The following is a 16,731-nucleotide window of genomic DNA, read 5'->3' as shown; positions in this document are numbered from 1 at the left end:
GGTCAGCCTCCTTGGGCGAGTTCGGGCCAGTACAGCCGGGCCGGGTTGTCCACGAGGAGCTTCTTCTGCAGCTCGGGCGTGGTGGCGATGTGCGGGATGAAGTCCACCAGCAGGCCGTCGTCGGGCATGTGGCCCTTCAGGTTGGGATGCGGCCAGTCGGTGCCCCACAGCACGCGGTCGGGGAAGGTCTCCACCACCTTGCGCGCGAACGGCACCACGTCGCGGTAGGCGTTGCGCTCGCCATCCAGCGCCGGCGGGCCGCTGACCGACAGGCGCTCGGGGCAGCTCACCTTGCTCCAGACGTTGGGGTGCTCGCGCATGAACTTCAGGAACAGGCCGAACTCCGGGCCGTCGACCGGCTTGCCGACGTCGGGCCGGCCCATGTGGTCGACGACGACCGTGGTCGGCAGGCTGGTGAAGAAGTCCCACAGCTCGGGCAGGTCCACCGCCTCGAAATAGATCACCACGTGCCAGCCCAGCGGGGCGATGCGGGCCGCGATCTCCATCAGCTCGTCGCGCGGCGTGAAGTCCACCAGCCGCTTGACGAAGTTGAAGCGCACGCCACGCACGCCGGCGGCGTTCATCTCCTCCAGCTCGCGGACGGTGACGCTGCGCCTCACGGTGGCGACGCCGCGTGCCCGGCCGTTCGAGGCCTTGAGCGCATCGACCAGGGCGCGGTTGTCCGCGCCGTGGCAGGTGGCCTGCACGATCACGTTCCTGTCGAAGCCCAGGTGGTCGCGCAGCGCGAACAACTGCGCCTTGCTGGCGTCGCAGGGCGTGTACTTGCGCTCGGGGGCGTACGGGAACTCGGCGCCCGGGCCGAACACGTGGCAGTGCGCGTCCACGCTGCCGGGCGGCAGGCGGAACTGCGGCTTGCTCGGGTTGGCGTACCAGTCGAGCCAGCCGGCGGTCTTGGTGAAGTCGCCCGAAGTGGGTTTGCTCATTTGTTCTTTTCCCCTGTCATTCCCTGCCTTTCGTCATCCCCTGCCCCCTGTCATCCCCGCGAAGGCGGGGATCCAGGGCTTCCACCATTGGGGTCCGGAGGTCTGGATCCCCCGCCTGCGCGGGGGATGACGGAACTGAAAGATGACGGTTGCGGCCTGTTCAGTCGATGTACCGCAGCCCCGCCTTCTCCAGCGGTTCGCGCATCTTGTACATGTCCAGCCCCAGCTCGCCGGCGGCGAAGCGGGCGCGCTTGGCGGCCTCGTTGGCCTCGCGGGCGGCAGCGGCGTCCAGGGTCTTGCGGGCCATCGCGGCCGGGACCACCACCACGCCATCGTCGTCGGCCACGATCACGTCGCCGGGGTGGACGATCATGCCGGCGCACACCACGGGGATGTTCACCGAACCCAGCGTGGCCTTGATCGTGCCCTTCGAGCTGATCGCCTTGCTCCACACCGGGAACGGCATCTCGGCCAGGGTCTTGATGTCGCGCACGCCGGCGTCGATCACCAGGGCGCGCGCGCCGCGTGCCTTGAACGAGGTGGCCAGCAGGTCGCCGAAATAGCCGTCGGTGCAGGGCGCGGTGACGGCCGCCACCACGATGTCGCCGGGGCGGATCTGCTCGGCGACCACGTGCATCATCCAGTTGTCGCCGGGCTGCAGCAGCACCGTGACAGCCGTGCCGGACACCTGCGCGCCGGGGTAGATCGGCCGCATGTAGGGCGCGAGCAGGCCGACCCGGCCCATGGCCTCGTGCACGGTGGCCGAGCCGTAGTGGCCCAGCTTGTCGGCCGCTTCCGCGTCCGCGCGCTGGATGTTGCGATAGACGACGCCGAGTTCATGCATGTTTATCTCCTTGTTCCCTTCGCCTCCCGGGGGAGGGTCAGGCCTGACTTGTTCCCTCCCCCTCTGGGGGAGGGTTAGGGTGGGGGCACCCGGGACCGCATTGGCTGAGTGGCGTGCCCCCTCCCCGGCCCTCCCCCAGAGGGGGAGGGAGAAAACCAAGGCCTACTTCCCGCGCTGCTTCAGCAGCGCATCCAGCCGCGGGAACACCCGCCGCGTGTTGCCTTCGAAGATGGCCTGCTTGTCCTGCGCCGACAGGAGGGTCGACGCGTCGATGTAGCGCTTGGTGTCGTCGTAGTAGTGGCCGGTGGTCGGGTCGATGCCGCGCACGGCGCCAATCATCTCGCTGGCGAACAGCACGTTCTTCACCGGAATCACCGTGTTGAGCAGGTCGATGCCGGGCTGGTGGTACACGCAGGTGTCGAAGAACACGTTGTTCATCACGTGCGTGTCCAGCAGCGGCTTCTTCAGCTCCTGCGCCAGGCCGCGGTAGCGGCCCCAGTGGTAGGGCACGGCGCCGCCGCCGTGGGGAACGATGAAGCGCAGGGTCGGGAAGTCCTTGAACAGGTCGCCCTGGATCAGCTGCATGAAGGCCGTGGTGTCGGCGTTGATGTAGTGCGCGCCGGTGGTGTGGAAGCAGGCGTTGCAGCTGGTGCTGACGTGGATCATCGCCGGCACGTCCCACTCGACCATCTTCTCGTAGATCGGGTACCACCACTTGTCGGTCAGCGGCGGCTCCTTCCAGTGGCCGCCCGACGGGTCGGGGTTCAGGTTGATGCCCACGGCCCCGTATTCCTTGATGCACTTCTCCATCTCGGGGATGCAGGTCCTGGGGTCCACGCCCGGCGACTGGGGCAGCATGGCCACCGGCACGAAGTGCTCGGGGAAGAGCTGCGACACGCGATGGCACAGCTCGTTGCAGATCGCGGCCCAGGTGCTGGACACCTCGAAGTCGCCGATGTGGTGGGCCATGTAGCTGGCGCGCGGCGAGAACAGCGTCAGGTCGTTGCCGCGCTCCTTCATCAGGCGCAGCTGGTTGTTGGCGATCGATTCGCGGATCTCGTCGTCGCTGATCTTCAGGTCGGACACCTTGGGCTTGGCGGACGGGTCCTTGATGCCGGCGATCTGCTGGTTGCGCCAGGTCTCTAGCGCCTTGGGCGCGGTGGTGTAGTGGCCGTGGCAGTCGATGATCATGGGTGAGGGTCTCCTGGGAAATCGCGTGTCGTTCAGGCGGCGTCCATGCCGCAGGCGCGCTTGATGCCGGCCGTTTCGGGGGAGGCCATGAAGGCCAGCCACTCGCGCACCGCGCCCGGCTGGCCGGAGGCGGTGCACACCGCCCCTGAAAAAACCGTGGTGATGTGGATGGGCGCCGGCAGCGGCCCGACCACGTCCACGCCGTCCAGGTGCATCAGCTCGCTCAGTTGCTGGAAGCCGAGGGCGACTTCGCCGCGGGCCACCAGCGAGCCGACCGGCACGCCGGCCGGCGCCTGCACGGTACGCGGCCGCACGGTGTCGGCGATGCCCCAGCGCTCGAACAGCTTCAGCAGCGCCGTGCCGCTGGGTCCGGTGGAATAGCCGATGGTGGGTGCGGCCAGCACCGCCTCGCGCACGGCCTCTTCGCTGCCGAGGTCGGGCTGGGGCGCGCCGCGCTTCACGGCCACCGCGACGCCCGAGCGCACCAGGTCGACCCGGCTGCCGGCCAGCGCATGGCCCCCCGCGACCAGCTTGTCGATGGCGTCGGCCGCCAGCAGCACCGCATCGAAAGGCTCGCCGGCGGCGACCCGCCTGGCGGCATCCACGCCGCCCACCGATTCGATCTCGACGGGCACGCCGGACCGCTCCGTCCAGGCGCGGGACAGCTCGCCCAGCACCTGCCGCGTGGCCATGGACGAGATTCCGCGGATCGCTGCAGTCATGGCCGGATTGTGGGCGGCCATGGCCGCTGCCAACAGCCCGCACTCCGACTAGCAGGTATAGCAGTTCAGCATAATCGGGTGAAAGCTATTCACATGGACCTCAGGCAGCTCGAGTACTTCGTCCGCGTCGCGGAACTGGGCAGCTTCACCCGCGCCGCGGTCGAGCTCGGGGTGGCGCAGCCCGCCCTCAGCCGGCAGGTGCGCCTGCTGGAAGTGGAACTGCGCCAGAACCTGCTGGTGCGCAACGGCCGCGGCGCGGTGCCCACCGAAGCCGGCAAGGTGCTGATGGAGCACGGCCGCGGCATCCTGCACCAGGTGCAACGCGCCCGCGACGACCTGGGCCGGCTGCGCGGCGGACTGGCCGGCAGCGTGTCGCTGGGCCTGCCCAGCAGCGTGGCGCGGGTGCTGGCCGTGCCCCTGACGCGGGCCTTCCGGGAAGCGATGCCGGACGCCCGGCTGTCGATCAGCGAGGCCCTGTCCACCGGCCTGCTCGAAGGATTGATCAATGGGCGACTGGACATCGCCGTGCTGTACAACGCCCAGCCCTCGCGCGAGATCGACGTCACGCCGCTGCTGGACGAGGACCTGCTGCTGGTGCGGGCCCGCCCCCCCGGCCTGCACGAGGATCCGCCGCCCGGCCCGGTGGAACTGCGCGAGGTCGCGCAACTGCCGCTGGTGATCCCGAGCCGGCCGAACGCGATCCGCATGCACGTGGAATCGGCCATGGCCCGCATCGGCTGCAAGCCGGACGTCGCGCTGGAGATCGACGGCGTCACCGCCATCCTGGACCTGGTGCTCGACGGCGCGGGCTGCGCCATCCTGTCGCGCAACGCCCTGCTGAACTCCCCTCGCCCCTCGGCCTACACCGCCCAGCAGATCGGCCGGCCGCCGCTGCGCATCGCGCTGTCGCTGGCCACCAGCCTGCAGCGGCCGGCCACGCCGGCGCAGAAGGCCACGCTGGAACTGATCCGCACCATCGTGCCGCAGGTGGTCGGCCGCTGAGCGCGGACGGCGCCGGTCAGCGCGCCGACACGGCGGCCGCCACGGTGAGCGCCGCCAGCACCAGGTTGAGCGCCACCAGCTGGCGGATGCGGTTCAGGGTGGCGGCGGCCGCCGGCCAGGCCGCCGCTTCGCAATAACGCTGGAGCGCGGTGTAGGGCACCAGCACGATGTAGGCGTACAGGCCGGACATCAGCAGTCCCAGCGTCATCATCGCATGCCAGCCGACCGGCGCCGCAGCGAAGCCCACCTGCAGCAGCAGGGTGAAGCCGCTCAGGAGGATCAGGGCGATGGCCACGCCGACCAGGGGGAAGAAGCGGCCGAAGGTGCGGGCCCACAGCGTCAGGCGCTGCGGCGGCTCCAGCACCTGGGCGGCAGCGGGGCGAAGGCAGAAATAGGCGAAGACCATTCCGCCCACCCAGACCATGGCGCCGGCGAGGTGGAGGAACAGCAGCACGTCACGAAGCATGCGGTCGAGTGTAGAGGCTGCGTCGTGCGGGCCCGTTCCACGTGCGGCGTCTCGTCTCCACGCCCGTGCCGCGTACCGCGACCGGACAGCGATCGTTCCAGAATCTGGAAAGGTCAGCTCGACAGGGCCGCTTTATAATCCGGTCCATACCAAGTGCCGTGCCCTCGGGCCCGGCCACCCGGCACTACTCGCGGAACGTTCCGATTCCCGTCGCGGTGCAGGGTCTTCCCCGCCGGCTTTGTTCCGGCTAGCTGCCGGCCCTCGTGCCGGCCCCCGACGCCGCAGCGCGCCGGTCCCGTGCAGCCCCCTTGACCAGGCCCGCTGCATGGCCTTCCCGGCGTGTCCCAGGCTCTGGCTTCGTCGCATCCGTCGTCTTCAGTGCCTGCCGCGCGGCCCGGTATTCGCGCGACCGCCCGTGTGCGGCCGTACAGGACAAGCAAGAAGCCAGAGGAAGGAAAGCCCATGGCCAAGGACATCCTGGTCGACCACGTCTTCAAGGTGTTCGGCGACGCGCCGCAGCAGGCACTGGACCTGGCGCGCCGCGGCTGCGCCAAGCACGAGATCCTGGAACGCACCGGCCAGTCCATCGGCGTGTACGACGCCAACCTGCACATCGCAGCCGGCGAGATCTTCGTCGTGATGGGCCTGTCGGGTTCCGGCAAGTCCACGCTGGTGCGCCTGCTCAACCGCCTGATCGAGCCGACCTCCGGGCGCATCGTCATCGACGGCGAGGACATCAACCGCTACTCCGAGGCCCGCCTGCGCAGCCTGCGCCGCAAGGACTTCGGCATGGTGTTCCAGTCGTTCGCGCTGCTGCCGCACGTGACGGTGCGCGAGAACGCCGCCTTCGGGCTGGAGCTGGCCGGCGTGGGCCGCTCGTTGCGGCTCGCGCAGGCCGACCAGGCGCTGGCGCAGGTCGGCCTGCAGGGCTGGGGCGACAGCTATCCCGACGAGCTCTCGGGCGGCATGCAGCAGCGCGTGGGCCTGGCCCGCGCGCTGGCCTCCGACCCCGCGATCCTGCTGATGGACGAGGCCTTCTCGGCGCTCGACCCCATCATCCGCAGCGAGATGCAGGCCGAGCTGCTGCGGCTGCAGCAGGTGAAGCGGCGCACCATCGTGTTCATCTCGCACGACCTCGACGAGGCCATGCGCATCGGCGACCGCATCGCCATCATGAAGGACGGCCAGGTGGTGCAGGTCGGCACGCCCGAGGAGATCCTGCGTGCGCCGGCCGACGACTACGTGCGCGCCTTCGTGCGCGGCGTCGATGCGGCGGCCGTGTTCAAGGCCGGCGACATCGCGCGCCGCGGCCCGGTGGTGGTGGCCGAGGAGCCGCACCGCGGCTGCCGCGCCGCGCTGAAGATGCTGCAGGACGAGGACCGCGACCACGCCTGCGTGGTGGATCCGCAGCGGCGCTACCTGGGCGTCGTCTCCGCCGATTCGCTGCGCGCCGCGCTGCGGGGCCACGAGGGTCCGCTCGGACTGCAGCACGCCTTCCTGCCGGACGTGCGCGCCATCGCTGCCGGCGAGCTGGTGGGCGAGCTGTTCGGGCAGGTGGCCGAGGTCCCCTGGCCGGTGCCGGTCGTGGAGGACGGCGGGCGCCTCGTCGGCGCGATCAGCAAGAACACCCTGCTGAAGTTCCTGGACCGCGGCTCCCACGAGAGCCGCCTGACCGCGTAGCCGACATGAACGAACAAGACAAAGACACCCCTCTCGCGCAGGCCGACTCTTGGGCCGACGATAGGGTGGCGCCGGCTCCCTCGTGGGCCGACACCGTCGTGGCGCCCCCGGCTGGCGATCCGCCCCTCGCCAGCCCGGCGCCGGCCGGCGCAGCCGACCCTGAGAGCAGCGGCGCGGCCGCGCCCGAAGCCGCCGACCCGTGGAGCACCGGCCCGGCGCCGTCCGACGCCGCCGATCCCTGGAGCGGCACCGCCGATGCGGCCGGCCAGGACTGGCTCGGAACGGCAGCCGATGCGGCCGCCACCCCCGTGGTCGAACCCGGCTTCCAGCTGCAGCAGCTGTGGGACGGTTCGCTGCCGGTGGAAGCCTGGATCAACGACGGCCTGCAATGGCTGGTGGGCCATTTCCGGCCCGCGTTCCAGTCCGTGCGCCAGCCGATCGACGCCACCCTGGCCGGCGTGGAAGGCCTGCTGCAGAGCGCCCCCATGCTGGCGCTGACCTGCGTGCTGGGCCTGTTGGCCTGGCAGTTCGTGGGCGGCGCGGTGGCCGTGGGCGCGGTGGTGTCGCTGCTGCTGCTCGGCATGCTGGGCATCTGGCAGGAGGCCATGGTCACCCTCTCGCTGGTGCTGACCTCGCTGGTGTTCTGCCTGCTGGTGGGGCTGCCGATGGGCATCCTGCTGGCGGCCAGCGACCGCGCGCAGCGCCTGCTGCGGCCGCTGCTGGACGCCATGCAGACCACCCCGGCCTTCGTCTACCTGGTGCCGGTGGTGATGCTGTTCGGCATCGGCAACGTGCCGGGCGTGATCGTCACCATCGTGTTCGCGCTGCCGCCGCTGGTGCGGCTCACCGCGCTGGGCATCCGGCAGGTGCGGCCCGACCTCATCGAGGCCGCGCGCGCCTACGGCGCCTCGCCCTGGCAGCTGCTGGTGAAGGTGCAGCTGCCGCTGGCCATGCCGTCCATCATGGCCGGCATCAACCAGGCCCTGATGCTGTCGCTGTCCATGGTGGTGATCGCCTCCATGATCGCCGTCGGCGGCCTGGGCCAGATGGTGCTGCGCGGCATCGGCCGCCTCGACATGGGCCTGGCCACCGTGGGCGGCCTGGGCATCGTGCTGCTGGCGATCACGCTGGACCGCCTGACGCAGGCCCTGGGCACGCCGCGCCGCGGCACCCGGCGCTGGTGGCAGGCCGGCCCGGCCGGGCTGCTGCTGCGGCTGGTGGCGCGCCCGCGTCCGCCGGCCACCACGCCCTCCGCATCGCCGGCCCCCGCCGTCGAAGCCAACTGAACCCGGCTCCGTAACCGCGGCAACCCTGCCGCGGCCGGGCCGGCTCGTCCCCGTTTGTCAACCGAGAAGGAGTCCTACCCATGCATGTGAACCTGCGCCGTCCCCTGGCCTTCCTGGCCACAAGCGCCCTCGCCCTGGGCCTCGCGCTCCCCGTCGCCGCTGCCGGCAAGCTGCCCGGCGAAGGCATCCAGGTGCAGCCCGTCAAGAGCTCGCTGGCGGAAGAGACCTTCCAGACGCTGCTGGTGTCTCGCGCGCTCAAGAAACTGGGCTACGAAGTCGCCCCGATCAAGGAACTGGAGTACGCCACCGGCCACGTCGCGCTGGCCAACGGCGACGTGACCTTCGGCGCCGCGCACTGGAACCCGCTGCACGCCGGCTTCTACCGCGAGTCCGGCGGCGACGCCAAGCTGTACCGCAAGGGCGTCTACTCGGACAACGCGGCGCAGGGCTACCTGATCGACCGCAAGACGGCCGAAGCCCACGGCATCACCAACCTGGGCCAGCTGAAGGATCCCAAGATCGCCAAGCTGTTTGACACCGACGGGGACGGCAAGGCTGACCTCACCGGCTGCAACCCGGGCTGGGGCTGCGAGCGCGCGATCGAGCACCACCTCGACGCCTACGGCCTGCGTGGCTCCATCACGCACAACCAGGGCAGCTATGCCGCCCTGATCGCCGACACCATCGCGCGCTTCAAGGAAGGCAAGCCGGTCCTGTACTACACGTGGACACCCTACTGGGTGAGCGCCGTGCTGCGCCCGGGCCGTGACGTCGTCTGGCTGGAAGTGCCCTTCTCCTCCACGTCCGAGCAGGGCCGCAAGGCCAACACCCGCCTGCCCAATGGCAAGGACTACGGCTTCGAGGTGAACAAGCAGCAGATCGTCGCCAACAAGGCGTTCGCCGAAGCCAACCCGGCGGCCGCTAAGCTGTTCGAAGTGATGCAACTGCCCGTCGCCGACATCAACGCGCAGAACCTGCGCATGAGCCGTGGCGAGGACAAGCCCGCCGACATCGAGCGCCACGTCGACGGCTGGATCAAGGCCCACCAGAAGACCTTCGACGGCTGGATCGCCGAGGCGCTGCGCGCCGCCGACTGATACCCAGCGAATGGCCGCCCGGCCCGCCCGCGGGCCGGGCGGCGGCGGCTACGCGCCCGTGTCGAAGCCGGGATTGAAGACGACCTCCCACAGGTGGCCGTCCGGGTCCTGGAAGTACCCGGCATAGCCGCCGTAAAAGGTCGGCTGCGCCGGCTTGACGATGCGGGCGCCGGCCTGCGCCGCCTGGGCCATCACCCGGTCCACCTCCTCGCGCGAGGCGACGTTGTGGCCGATCGACAGGTCCGTCGCGCTGGCGGGCTGGACCGCCAGGCCGGTGTCGGCCGCCAGGCTGCTGCGCGGCCACAGGGCCAGCTTGAGGCCCCGATCGAGATCGAAGAAGGCGACCGCGCCGTGCTCGAACTGCTGGCCGACGATGCCCTGGGTCACGAAGCCCAGCCCGTCCCGGTAGAACGAGACCGCCCGTTCCAGGTCGTCCACGCCCAGCGTGAGGACGGTGATGCGCGGATGCATGGTCGGGCCCTCCCTACTCCTTGATCTCGGGCTCGACCAGCCGGGCGAGCAGCGCCAGCGATTCCTGCCATCCGAGGTAGCAGGCCTCCGCCGGGATGACGGCCGGGACACCCTCCTGCACCACGTCAAGATCCGTGCCGCAGGACACGGCCTTGAGCGAGATCGTCACCCGCATTTCGCCCGGCAGGTTCGGGTCGTCGAAGACGTCCGTGTGGACGATGCGCTCGTTCGGCTGCAGCTCGAGGTAGCTGCCGCCGAAGGAATGGCTGTGCCCGTTGGTGAAGTTGGTGAACGACATGCGGTAGGTCCCGCCCACCTTGGGCTCCAGGTGGTGCACCGTGGCGGTGAAGCCGTCGGGTGGCAGCCACTTGCACAAGGCGGCCGGGTCGAGGAAGGCGCGGTACACGCGCTCGGGCGGCGCTTTGAGCACGCGGTGGAGACGAATCACATGGCTGGCTGGCATGGCGAATCCTTTCGACTTTCGGGATGGAGGGTGACCCTCCATCCATACGACGATCGACCGCGCCCGGATTCGACAGCCCTCATGGCTGGGCCGCTCGGTGCTGCCGGCCGACCATCGTACAAGCGCCCGACCGCACGTGACGCGCGGAGCTGCGCCCTTCAGTCGCGGTCCGGCGCGCCCAGCGGGAAGTAGCGGCGGAAGGGGCGCGCCTCGTCCACCGCCCGCGCCACCGACGGATGGGCCAGCAGCCGCGCGCGGAAGGCCCTCAGCGTGGCACGGGCCTCCGGGATCGGATGGGCCCAGTCGGCATAGAAGAGCGACGGCGCCGCCGCGCAGTCGGCCAGCGTGAACGATGCGCCGGCGGCCCAGGTGCGCCCGGCCAGGCGCTCATCGAGCCAGCCGTAGATCCGGTCGAGCTGGGTGCGCGCCTCGGCCACGCCCCAGGCATCGCGCTCGGCCTCCGGGCGCAGCCGGTCCAGCACGATCTTCTGCATGGGCGTCATCACGTAGTTGTCGAAGATGCGGTCGAGCATGCGCACCTCGATGCCGGCATCGCCATCCGGCAGCAGGCGAACGGGCCCGGAATGGTGGATCTGGAGGTACTCGATGATGGTGCTGGTCTCGAGGACGGTGCGCCCGCGGTCCTCCAGCACCGGAAAGCGCGCCAGCGGCCAGAGCGCTTCGAGCTCGGCCTTGGCCGCGGCATCCTCGAGGTTGCGATAGTCGAAGGGCGTGCCGTTCTCGTACAGCGCGACCAGCACCTTCTGGCAGTAGGAGGAGAAGGGGTGGGCGTAGAGCTTCATGCCGGCGCCCGCCTCACTTCATGAAGAACTCGTCCCACTCGAGATCGCTCCACCACTCCGCCTCGAGCCCCTTGCAGGTGTCGCCGTGGGACCGGCACATGAAGCAGCCCTCGCCGCGCGTGAGCGCAGCATCCTCGACCGGCGGATAGCGCAGCAGCAGCGCCGCGGCGCCCTCGCGCGCAGCCGCCTCGGACTCGCTCATGGGCCGGTCCGGCAACTCGTGGACGCCGCAGCGGCGAAGCCGCTCCGCGCCTTCCGGGTACAGCACGGAGTTCTCCGCGTCGATGTGGCGCCAGAGGGCGTGCGAGTAGCGGACGGCCATGGCCTTAAGCCGCTCCCCCGGGTCCCCGGACGGCAGTCCGTGTTCGAGCAAGGGCACCATCTCGCGCAGCCATTCCTCCATCTCGGCGTGCTCGCACATCACGGCGAACACGGGCCCGCGCTCGGCCGGGAGTTCCGCCTCCTTCACGAGCGCATCGAAGAACACCTGCTCCTCCCGCTCGTGGTGGAACCGGCCGGCGAACTCGGTGAAGAAGGCGGCAAAGCGCTTGCCGTCATCCGGGGCCGCGGTTCCCTGGACGAGGCCGTCGACGTACACGCGAAAGGACCCGAGCACCTGCTCGATCAGCACGTGCTCGTCCTGGAAGGTGTCGATCAGCTTCATCGTCGATTCCTCCTGCAGGGCGGCCGGACGCCCTGCTCGCACCCGATTGTGGGCCTCGGCCGCGGCGCCCGCTTGCGCCGCATCAGCCGCGTGGCTTTCGAAGCAGCCTTCGTACAGCCTAGCGGCGGCGCCGGCCGGCCGGCGGGTTTGCACCGCGGGTCGCAGGCTCCCCGGGGTCGTCATCGGCCAGCAGCTGGTCGAGGCGCCTCGGGTAGTTGTTCAGGAAGTCCCTGGTCACCGCGAAATGCTCGGTCTCCTCGAAGGTCGTCTCGCTGGCCCCGGACGCGTCGAACTGGATGATCTTCGCGTTGGGGTAGGACAGCAGGATCGGCGAGTGCGTGGCGATGACGAACTGGGACGCGTCCTCGACCAGCTGGTGGATCGCGCGCAGCGCCGCCAGCTGGCGGCCGGGCGACAGCGCGGCTTCCGGCTCGTCGAGGAGATAGATCCCGTTGCCCCGCAGCTTGTGCAAGAGCACGGCCATGAAGGACTCGCCGTGCGACTGGCGGTGCAGCGAGCGGCCGCCGTAGCCTTCCAGGTAGCCGGTCTCGTTCATGTAGGTCGCGACGTTGAAGAAGCTCTCCGCCCGCAGGAAGTAGCCATCGTCGGCTTCGGCGTCCCGCGGGCCAGCCGCAGGACGTCGTGCAAGGGTGAAACCGATTCGGCCGTCTTGAACTGGACGTTCCTCGTCCCGCCCTCGCTGCCGAAGCCGAGCGCCATCGCCAGCGCTTCCAGGACCGTGGACTTGCCGGCGCCGTTCTCGCCGACGAGGAAGGTCACGTTCGGGTGGAAGTCGAAGTCCCCGAGCTCCCGGACCGCCGGAATGCTGAAGGGGTAGGCGTCGTAGTCGATCTGCGCATCCGGCCGGAAGGAAGCGCGGATCAGGTAGGGCTTGGTGCGCCTGGGCATGCGTCCTGCTTCATTCGGAAGCGCCCTGGCCGAGCTCCTGCGCCAGGCCGATGAGGATGCCTTCGGGCCCCCGGATGTAGCAGAGCCGATAGGCGTCCTGGTACCGGACCACCTGGCCGACCAGTTCTGCGCCAAGCCTGCGCAGCCGCACGAGGGTGTCGTCGATGTCCTCCACGGTGAACATCACGCGCAGGTAGCCCAGGGCATTGACCGGGGCGCGGCGGTGATCGGCGACCACGGCGGGCGCGACGAATCGTGAAAGTTCGAGCCGGCCGTGCCCATCCGGCGTGCGCATCATCGCGATCTCGACGTGCATGCCGCGCAGCCCGGTGACGCCGTCGGCCCAGTCACCCTGGATCGGCGCGCGGCCCTCCAGCTCAAGGCCCAGCTCGCTGAAGAACGCGATGGCGGCATCGAGGTCCTCGACCACGATGCCGACGTTGTCCATGCGCTTGAGGGTCATGGGGCCTCCTTCGACGGTTGTCAGGCCTGACCGGCCTTGGCCCGGACCTTGGCGTCGAAGCGCTCCCTGTCGATGACGAACCGCTCGTGCGTCCCTTCGGAAATCACGTCCACGCCATCGGTGGCACGAACGCGAAAGACCAGCTTCTTCCCTTCGACGGCAATGAGCTCGACGCTGGCAGTGACCTCCATCCCCGGCGGGGTCGCAGCGGAGTGGCTCACGTTGACGTGGATCCCGACGGTTTGCTCCCTTGGCCAGTCGAGGTGTGGATTGATGGCCTTGATGCAGGCCCACTCGAGGAAGCCGACCAGGAAGCCCGTGGCGAACACTTCCGGCATGGCGAGGAACTCCTCGGCCTCCGGATAGAGCGCAGGGACGGTCTTGCTGGCAGGCACCCGATAGCGGTGCTCGTAGCGGATGCCGGGTTTCAGGGTGGGTTTCATCGGGTCTCCGTGTGCGCTCAAGGTACGACATGCGCGGCAGCGCCGGCGTACGGAGTCTGCCGGCAGCTGCCCGCCCGTTGCAGGGAGCAGCGCGATTGTCCCTATGGCCTGCGGAAAACCTGCACTAGGACTGAGGATCGAATCCGAAGACGCGAAGTTCCTGGCTGCAGCGGCAGGCCTTCGCCAAGCGCGCAGCCCATTGGATGGCCTCTTCACGCGACGCAAGCTCCAGCACGGCAAAGCCGCCGTTCAACGGGGGCGCCCACGGATAGCCGCCCTCGCCGACCGTACCTTCAGCGGACACGAACACGGGCGGCACCTGTTCGTCGATTCCTCCGGCAAACACATACACGCCGGCCGCCTTGGCCTGGTCGATCACCGCGTGCGAGTCGTGAATCACCGCCTCCCACTCACCGTCTGGAACGACCATTACGGCGCTTGGGAACGAGATGAGGTATTTGGCCATGGTGCTCTTCCTGGAACTGGCGCGCGTGAGGAAGTCCTAACGTGATCAGTTAGCCCCGATCGTCAACGCCCTAAGCGAGCACCATGCTCGCAAGAAATCTGTGATCCAGGGTCGAGCTGCCTGGCGGGCAGAAGCTCTGACCCCGAAACATCTGCTCCCACGGACGATTTGCGTCGCAATGTCGCCACTGCGCCTCAGCGTCGAATAAACCCTTAGGCTGCACCGTGCTCCCCGAGACGTTCACGCGAACAAGCGATCGCCTGCTCGGAGAAGTGTTGCTGATTCCGCAGTACAACAGCCTCGAAAGCAAACTCGTGTAGACCCATTTCAGCCAGCGCGCTGTAGCCGGTGGATTCACCACGCTTAGTCACGATGCGTTCAACGGCCGGGAGGACGCCGTGGCGGTGGATCATCTGCCAAGTGCGGCCGGCAGGCTGACGCCGTCCGCGCTTCTCCGAGAGGATTTCCTCGTACGCGTACACGGCTTCCAGGCATTCGCGCTCGACGTCTGATTGAGCCCCATGAGATTGGGCGCGGAGTTGCACAGCCCGCTTTCGGGCCTGTTCCGCCAATTCAGGGGCGCCCCGTGCCCTCGCATTCGCCGCGAAAACTTCGCATTCCATGGGCGTCTTGAGCTTTGCGACTCGTGAGTCCATAGCGACATCCTCTGCAGAGTTACGTAGAAGTGGCTGGAGGACTTTGCTGGCGAAAGCCAGCCAATAAAGACGTCCACGTCAACTCGTATGTCATGTCGTATCCCAGGCTACGGACACGACAAACAAGAACGTACCGGTCACATAGAGCCATCGGAAAAGGAACGCATTGATCTCCTCTGCCAGGCTTTCCCGCGACCAAGTCTCAATCCTTCTCCCAACCTCTGATAGGGTGGCCCCCAAAAGGATGGCAGCGCCAGCACCTTGCAGCAAGTAGAGAGCGAACCTAGATGGGGCGCCAACTACGCTGCCCAGCGCGACTCCTCCAAGTACGCCAGCGACGATTGCAGCGAGAGTGATACCGATGCTGGAAAGAACACTGGTCCGAACGACGGTGACCTGCGATCGGACGTTCGTCTCGATTTCGGCTCGCCGCTGCACGGGAAGATTCTGGTTTGGGAACTGCTCTCGCAGCTGGCGATTCCTCTGGAATTCTGCTGAGATTGCGTGCTCGGTGGCGCGAACGACATATCGCTCGGGAGCCAAGAGAAGCAAGAGCGCGTCAATCAGCTTCATGGGGCGGAATAACCGTAAAGGTCAGCGGCCAAAAAGGCGGGGATCGACGAATCTCGGCGCCCCCGCACTTCGTGCCTCTGATGACCCCTAAGTCGTCAGCAATTGCGGCTGTAAGCGCCATTCGCCGCGGTCTGAAACTTCGGCAGCTTGCACAAGCTTGCGTTCTCTAAGCTTCGTGCATGCCCACCGCATGTCGTACTGCCAAGTATAGAAAAGGTCGCCTGAAGCCCTCAGTTCGGCCTCGTGGTTTGCCCAAATGTGCTTCGCGACCTCAACAATGCTCGCCGACCCGCCCTTTGATTTGAGCGCTGCGATGACCCAATTCTGCAATTCAGTGCGTGATGTCATGGGGCCTCCGTGTTGATCGAGTTTACATATTGGGCTAGACCAGTTCCTGCATGAACGACGGGATTCGAATGTCCCAATCGCGATGCTAGGATAAAGGTAATAGATTGCTGCGCGTACGTCCAGCAAGTAGTGATTTCCGAGATGGTCGCAATGCTTCCTCGGACGTGGCAGATCTGGGCCAAGTCCACTGGAGGGCGACTGCCCGCACGACAGCCACGCATTGATAACGCCTATCTGTAGTAGATCCGAACTCGCCTACTAAGGCGACAACCGCATGTCGAGGACGTTGATTTGCAGGCGGCGGACTCGTCTGCACCCACGAGTCGGCTTAAGAGCCCTCCGCCCTCTCCCACGCCTCCACCCCACCCGCGCAAACGACGAACAGCGGATGGCACCCCGGCACGACCACGTCCCGAATGCGCTCCAGCGCGGCCGGATCGCGCACCGCCAGCTTGGCTCGCAGGTGGCGCCACTCGCACGCGACCTGCCCATCGGTGACCGGGATGGTCACCGCGCTGCCCGCCGGCCGCAGCTTGGCGGCGTCGAAGGCGTAGCCGCGGCGAGTGGCCTCGCGGTGGACCTCCTGCAGGTAGATCGCGATGGCGTCCAGCGGCGCCGCACAGGCGCGGAACCGGATCAACTGGGGGTGGTGGCGATAGCCCCTCGTCTCGCCGCGCAGGACCGCCTGGGCGAGCAGGCCTTCGCGCCACAGCGCGACCAGACCGCGTGCGTCGAGGTACTGGGGATGCAGGGACCACAGGCGCACGAGCGCGTCCTCGCGACCGGCGCCGGGTCAGGCGGTCAGGTCGCCGCCTGGGGCATGCTGTGCCACCAGATGCGCGCCTCGGCACACAGGCCGACTTCGAACCGCGCCTGCAGCACGCCGTCCAGCACCATGCGCGGCAGCGGGTCGCCCGGCTGGCGCGCGACGAGGTTGGTGCCGGTGGAGCGGGCCCAGACCTGGAACAGTTCCTCCGACGCGACCTGGTAGGTCACGTGCCAGTGCGCGATGCCGGAGCTCGCGTCGCTGGACAGCACCTCGAAGCTCACCTGCACGTCTTCCTGCAGTTGCACGCGCTTCCAGTACGCGGCCAGTTCGTCCCGGCCTCGCTGCACCTGGAATGGGATGTTGTGGTAGCGGCCATCGGACTGGAATAGCGCGGCGAACATCGCGGGGTCGCGCCGTTCCCACGCAGCCTTGTAACCCTGCATGAACGAGTGGATGTTCACCGCAGCTCCC

20 protein-coding genes and 1 pseudogene are annotated in these 16,731 nt (G+C 68.4%); 4 read left to right on the top strand and 17 right to left on the bottom strand.

Features of this window, described 5'->3' with window-relative positions; genetic code table 11:
• Positions 1-2: 2 nt before the first annotated feature.
• From VEC03_RS08330 to VEC03_RS08315, 4 genes are all read right to left on the bottom strand, one after another.
• On the bottom strand, positions 3-944 hold the full coding sequence (locus VEC03_RS08330) for an amidohydrolase family protein (protein WP_324914305.1): 942 nt from the start codon (positions 942-944) through the stop codon (positions 3-5).
• A 160-nt stretch (positions 945-1,104) separates the two neighbouring features.
• On the bottom strand, positions 1,105-1,788 hold the full coding sequence (gene ligK, locus VEC03_RS08325) for a 4-carboxy-4-hydroxy-2-oxoadipate aldolase/oxaloacetate decarboxylase (protein WP_324914304.1): 684 nt from the start codon (positions 1,786-1,788) through the stop codon (positions 1,105-1,107).
• Between the two features lie 162 nt (positions 1,789-1,950).
• Positions 1,951-2,979, bottom strand: a complete 1,029-nt coding sequence (locus tag VEC03_RS08320; protein WP_324914302.1) for an amidohydrolase family protein — start codon at positions 2,977-2,979, stop codon at positions 1,951-1,953.
• A 32-nt stretch (positions 2,980-3,011) separates the two neighbouring features.
• Positions 3,012-3,701, bottom strand: coding sequence for a substrate-binding domain-containing protein (locus tag VEC03_RS08315; RefSeq protein ID WP_324914301.1), 690 nt, complete (start codon positions 3,699-3,701; stop codon positions 3,012-3,014).
• A gap of 93 nt (positions 3,702-3,794) precedes the next feature.
• Between VEC03_RS08315 and VEC03_RS08310 the strand changes: the two genes are divergently transcribed.
• On the top strand, positions 3,795-4,703 hold the full coding sequence (locus VEC03_RS08310; protein ID WP_324914300.1) for a LysR substrate-binding domain-containing protein: 909 nt from the start codon (positions 3,795-3,797) through the stop codon (positions 4,701-4,703).
• Between the two features lie 16 nt (positions 4,704-4,719).
• Here the strand turns inward: VEC03_RS08310 and VEC03_RS08305 are convergent, their stop codons facing one another.
• Positions 4,720-5,169 carry a CopD family protein gene (locus VEC03_RS08305; protein WP_324914298.1) on the bottom strand — a complete coding sequence of 150 codons (450 nt, stop codon included), beginning with the start codon at positions 5,167-5,169 and terminating at the stop codon, positions 4,720-4,722.
• Between the two features lie 462 nt (positions 5,170-5,631).
• On the opposite strand from VEC03_RS08305, the gene proV reads away from it, so the two are divergent.
• The 3 genes from proV (at position 5,632) to proX (ending at position 9,232) form a co-directional block, all read left to right on the top strand.
• Positions 5,632-6,849, top strand: a complete 1,218-nt coding sequence (gene proV, locus VEC03_RS08300) for a glycine betaine/L-proline ABC transporter ATP-binding protein ProV (protein ID WP_324914297.1) — start codon at positions 5,632-5,634, stop codon at positions 6,847-6,849.
• A 5-nt stretch (positions 6,850-6,854) separates the two neighbouring features.
• On the top strand, positions 6,855-8,135 hold the full coding sequence (proW, locus tag VEC03_RS08295; protein WP_324914296.1) for a glycine betaine/L-proline ABC transporter permease ProW: 1,281 nt from the start codon (positions 6,855-6,857) through the stop codon (positions 8,133-8,135).
• A gap of 80 nt (positions 8,136-8,215) precedes the next feature.
• Entirely contained in the window at positions 8,216-9,232 is a 1,017-nt protein-coding gene (gene proX, locus VEC03_RS08290; protein ID WP_324914294.1) for a glycine betaine/L-proline ABC transporter substrate-binding protein ProX, read from the top strand.
• A gap of 48 nt (positions 9,233-9,280) precedes the next feature.
• Here the strand turns inward: proX and VEC03_RS08285 are convergent, their stop codons facing one another.
• The 12 genes and pseudogenes from VEC03_RS08285 to VEC03_RS08230 all read right to left on the bottom strand — a co-directional run bounded on the left by VEC03_RS08285 (position 9,281) and on the right by VEC03_RS08230 (position 16,721).
• Positions 9,281-9,703, bottom strand: coding sequence for a VOC family protein (locus tag VEC03_RS08285; RefSeq protein WP_324914293.1), 423 nt, complete (start codon positions 9,701-9,703; stop codon positions 9,281-9,283).
• A 13-nt stretch (positions 9,704-9,716) separates the two neighbouring features.
• Entirely contained in the window at positions 9,717-10,166 is a 450-nt protein-coding gene (locus VEC03_RS08280; protein WP_324914292.1) for an SRPBCC family protein, read from the bottom strand.
• A gap of 158 nt (positions 10,167-10,324) precedes the next feature.
• A complete protein-coding gene (locus VEC03_RS08275; protein WP_324914290.1) occupies positions 10,325-10,969 on the bottom strand; it encodes a glutathione S-transferase family protein in 645 nt (214 codons plus the stop codon).
• Between the two features lie 13 nt (positions 10,970-10,982).
• The gene (locus VEC03_RS08270; protein ID WP_324914289.1) at positions 10,983-11,633 is read right to left on the bottom strand and encodes a hemerythrin domain-containing protein; all 651 of its coding nucleotides are present in this window, start codon (positions 11,631-11,633) and stop codon (positions 10,983-10,985) included.
• 118 nt (positions 11,634-11,751) lie between these two features.
• Positions 11,752-12,542, bottom strand: a pseudogene (locus VEC03_RS08265) (AAA family ATPase).
• A 10-nt stretch (positions 12,543-12,552) separates the two neighbouring features.
• A complete protein-coding gene (locus tag VEC03_RS08260) occupies positions 12,553-13,005 on the bottom strand; it encodes a VOC family protein (RefSeq protein ID WP_324914288.1) in 453 nt (150 codons plus the stop codon).
• A gap of 20 nt (positions 13,006-13,025) precedes the next feature.
• On the bottom strand, positions 13,026-13,448 hold the full coding sequence (locus VEC03_RS08255; RefSeq protein ID WP_324914286.1) for a thioesterase family protein: 423 nt from the start codon (positions 13,446-13,448) through the stop codon (positions 13,026-13,028).
• A gap of 124 nt (positions 13,449-13,572) precedes the next feature.
• On the bottom strand, positions 13,573-13,914 hold the full coding sequence (locus VEC03_RS08250) for a transcription initiation protein (protein ID WP_324914285.1): 342 nt from the start codon (positions 13,912-13,914) through the stop codon (positions 13,573-13,575).
• A 212-nt stretch (positions 13,915-14,126) separates the two neighbouring features.
• A complete protein-coding gene (locus VEC03_RS08245) occupies positions 14,127-14,570 on the bottom strand; it encodes a hypothetical protein (protein ID WP_324914283.1) in 444 nt (147 codons plus the stop codon).
• Positions 14,571-14,660: 90 nt separating this feature from the next.
• Entirely contained in the window at positions 14,661-15,143 is a 483-nt protein-coding gene (locus VEC03_RS08240; RefSeq protein ID WP_324914282.1) for a hypothetical protein, read from the bottom strand.
• A gap of 676 nt (positions 15,144-15,819) precedes the next feature.
• Positions 15,820-16,257 (bottom strand): pyrimidine dimer DNA glycosylase/endonuclease V, encoded by a 438-nt coding sequence (locus VEC03_RS08235; RefSeq protein ID WP_324914281.1) that lies wholly within the window; start codon positions 16,255-16,257, stop codon positions 15,820-15,822.
• Between the two features lie 35 nt (positions 16,258-16,292).
• Complete coding sequence (locus tag VEC03_RS08230) at positions 16,293-16,721, bottom strand: nuclear transport factor 2 family protein (protein ID WP_324914279.1); 429 nt, start codon at positions 16,719-16,721, stop codon at positions 16,293-16,295.
• Between the last annotated feature and the right edge of the window lie 10 nt (positions 16,722-16,731).

The sequence above is a fragment of the Ramlibacter sp. genome (assembly GCF_035627355.1).
Classification (GTDB): domain Bacteria; phylum Pseudomonadota; class Gammaproteobacteria; order Burkholderiales; family Burkholderiaceae_C; genus Ramlibacter.
The sequence above is the reverse complement of the archived record's forward strand: the minus strand, read 5'-3'. Positions and strand labels throughout refer to the sequence as shown.

Excerpts from the sequence above, each read along its gene's own strand:
- VEC03_RS08330 (WP_324914305.1), bottom strand. The coding sequence starts at position 944 with ATGAGCAAACCCACTTCGGGCGACTTCACCAAGACCGCCGGCTGGCTC.
- ligK (WP_324914304.1), bottom strand. The coding sequence starts at position 1,788 with ATGCATGAACTCGGCGTCGTCTATCGCAACATCCAGCGCGCGGACGCG.
- VEC03_RS08320 (WP_324914302.1), bottom strand. The coding sequence starts at position 2,979 with ATGATCATCGACTGCCACGGCCACTACACCACCGCGCCCAAGGCGCTA.
- VEC03_RS08315 (WP_324914301.1), bottom strand. The coding sequence starts at position 3,701 with ATGACTGCAGCGATCCGCGGAATCTCGTCCATGGCCACGCGGCAGGTG.
- VEC03_RS08310 (WP_324914300.1), top strand. The coding sequence starts at position 3,795 with ATGGACCTCAGGCAGCTCGAGTACTTCGTCCGCGTCGCGGAACTGGGC.
- VEC03_RS08305 (WP_324914298.1), bottom strand. The coding sequence starts at position 5,169 with ATGCTTCGTGACGTGCTGCTGTTCCTCCACCTCGCCGGCGCCATGGTC.
- proV (WP_324914297.1), top strand. The coding sequence starts at position 5,632 with ATGGCCAAGGACATCCTGGTCGACCACGTCTTCAAGGTGTTCGGCGAC.
- proW (WP_324914296.1), top strand. The coding sequence starts at position 6,855 with ATGAACGAACAAGACAAAGACACCCCTCTCGCGCAGGCCGACTCTTGG.
- proX (WP_324914294.1), top strand. The coding sequence starts at position 8,216 with ATGCATGTGAACCTGCGCCGTCCCCTGGCCTTCCTGGCCACAAGCGCC.
- VEC03_RS08285 (WP_324914293.1), bottom strand. The coding sequence starts at position 9,703 with ATGCATCCGCGCATCACCGTCCTCACGCTGGGCGTGGACGACCTGGAA.
- VEC03_RS08280 (WP_324914292.1), bottom strand. The coding sequence starts at position 10,166 with ATGCCAGCCAGCCATGTGATTCGTCTCCACCGCGTGCTCAAAGCGCCG.
- VEC03_RS08275 (WP_324914290.1), bottom strand. The coding sequence starts at position 10,969 with ATGAAGCTCTACGCCCACCCCTTCTCCTCCTACTGCCAGAAGGTGCTG.
- VEC03_RS08270 (WP_324914289.1), bottom strand. The coding sequence starts at position 11,633 with ATGAAGCTGATCGACACCTTCCAGGACGAGCACGTGCTGATCGAGCAG.
- VEC03_RS08260 (WP_324914288.1), bottom strand. The coding sequence starts at position 13,005 with ATGACCCTCAAGCGCATGGACAACGTCGGCATCGTGGTCGAGGACCTC.
- VEC03_RS08255 (WP_324914286.1), bottom strand. The coding sequence starts at position 13,448 with ATGAAACCCACCCTGAAACCCGGCATCCGCTACGAGCACCGCTATCGG.
- VEC03_RS08250 (WP_324914285.1), bottom strand. The coding sequence starts at position 13,914 with ATGGCCAAATACCTCATCTCGTTCCCAAGCGCCGTAATGGTCGTTCCA.
- VEC03_RS08245 (WP_324914283.1), bottom strand. The coding sequence starts at position 14,570 with ATGGACTCACGAGTCGCAAAGCTCAAGACGCCCATGGAATGCGAAGTT.
- VEC03_RS08240 (WP_324914282.1), bottom strand. The coding sequence starts at position 15,143 with ATGAAGCTGATTGACGCGCTCTTGCTTCTCTTGGCTCCCGAGCGATAT.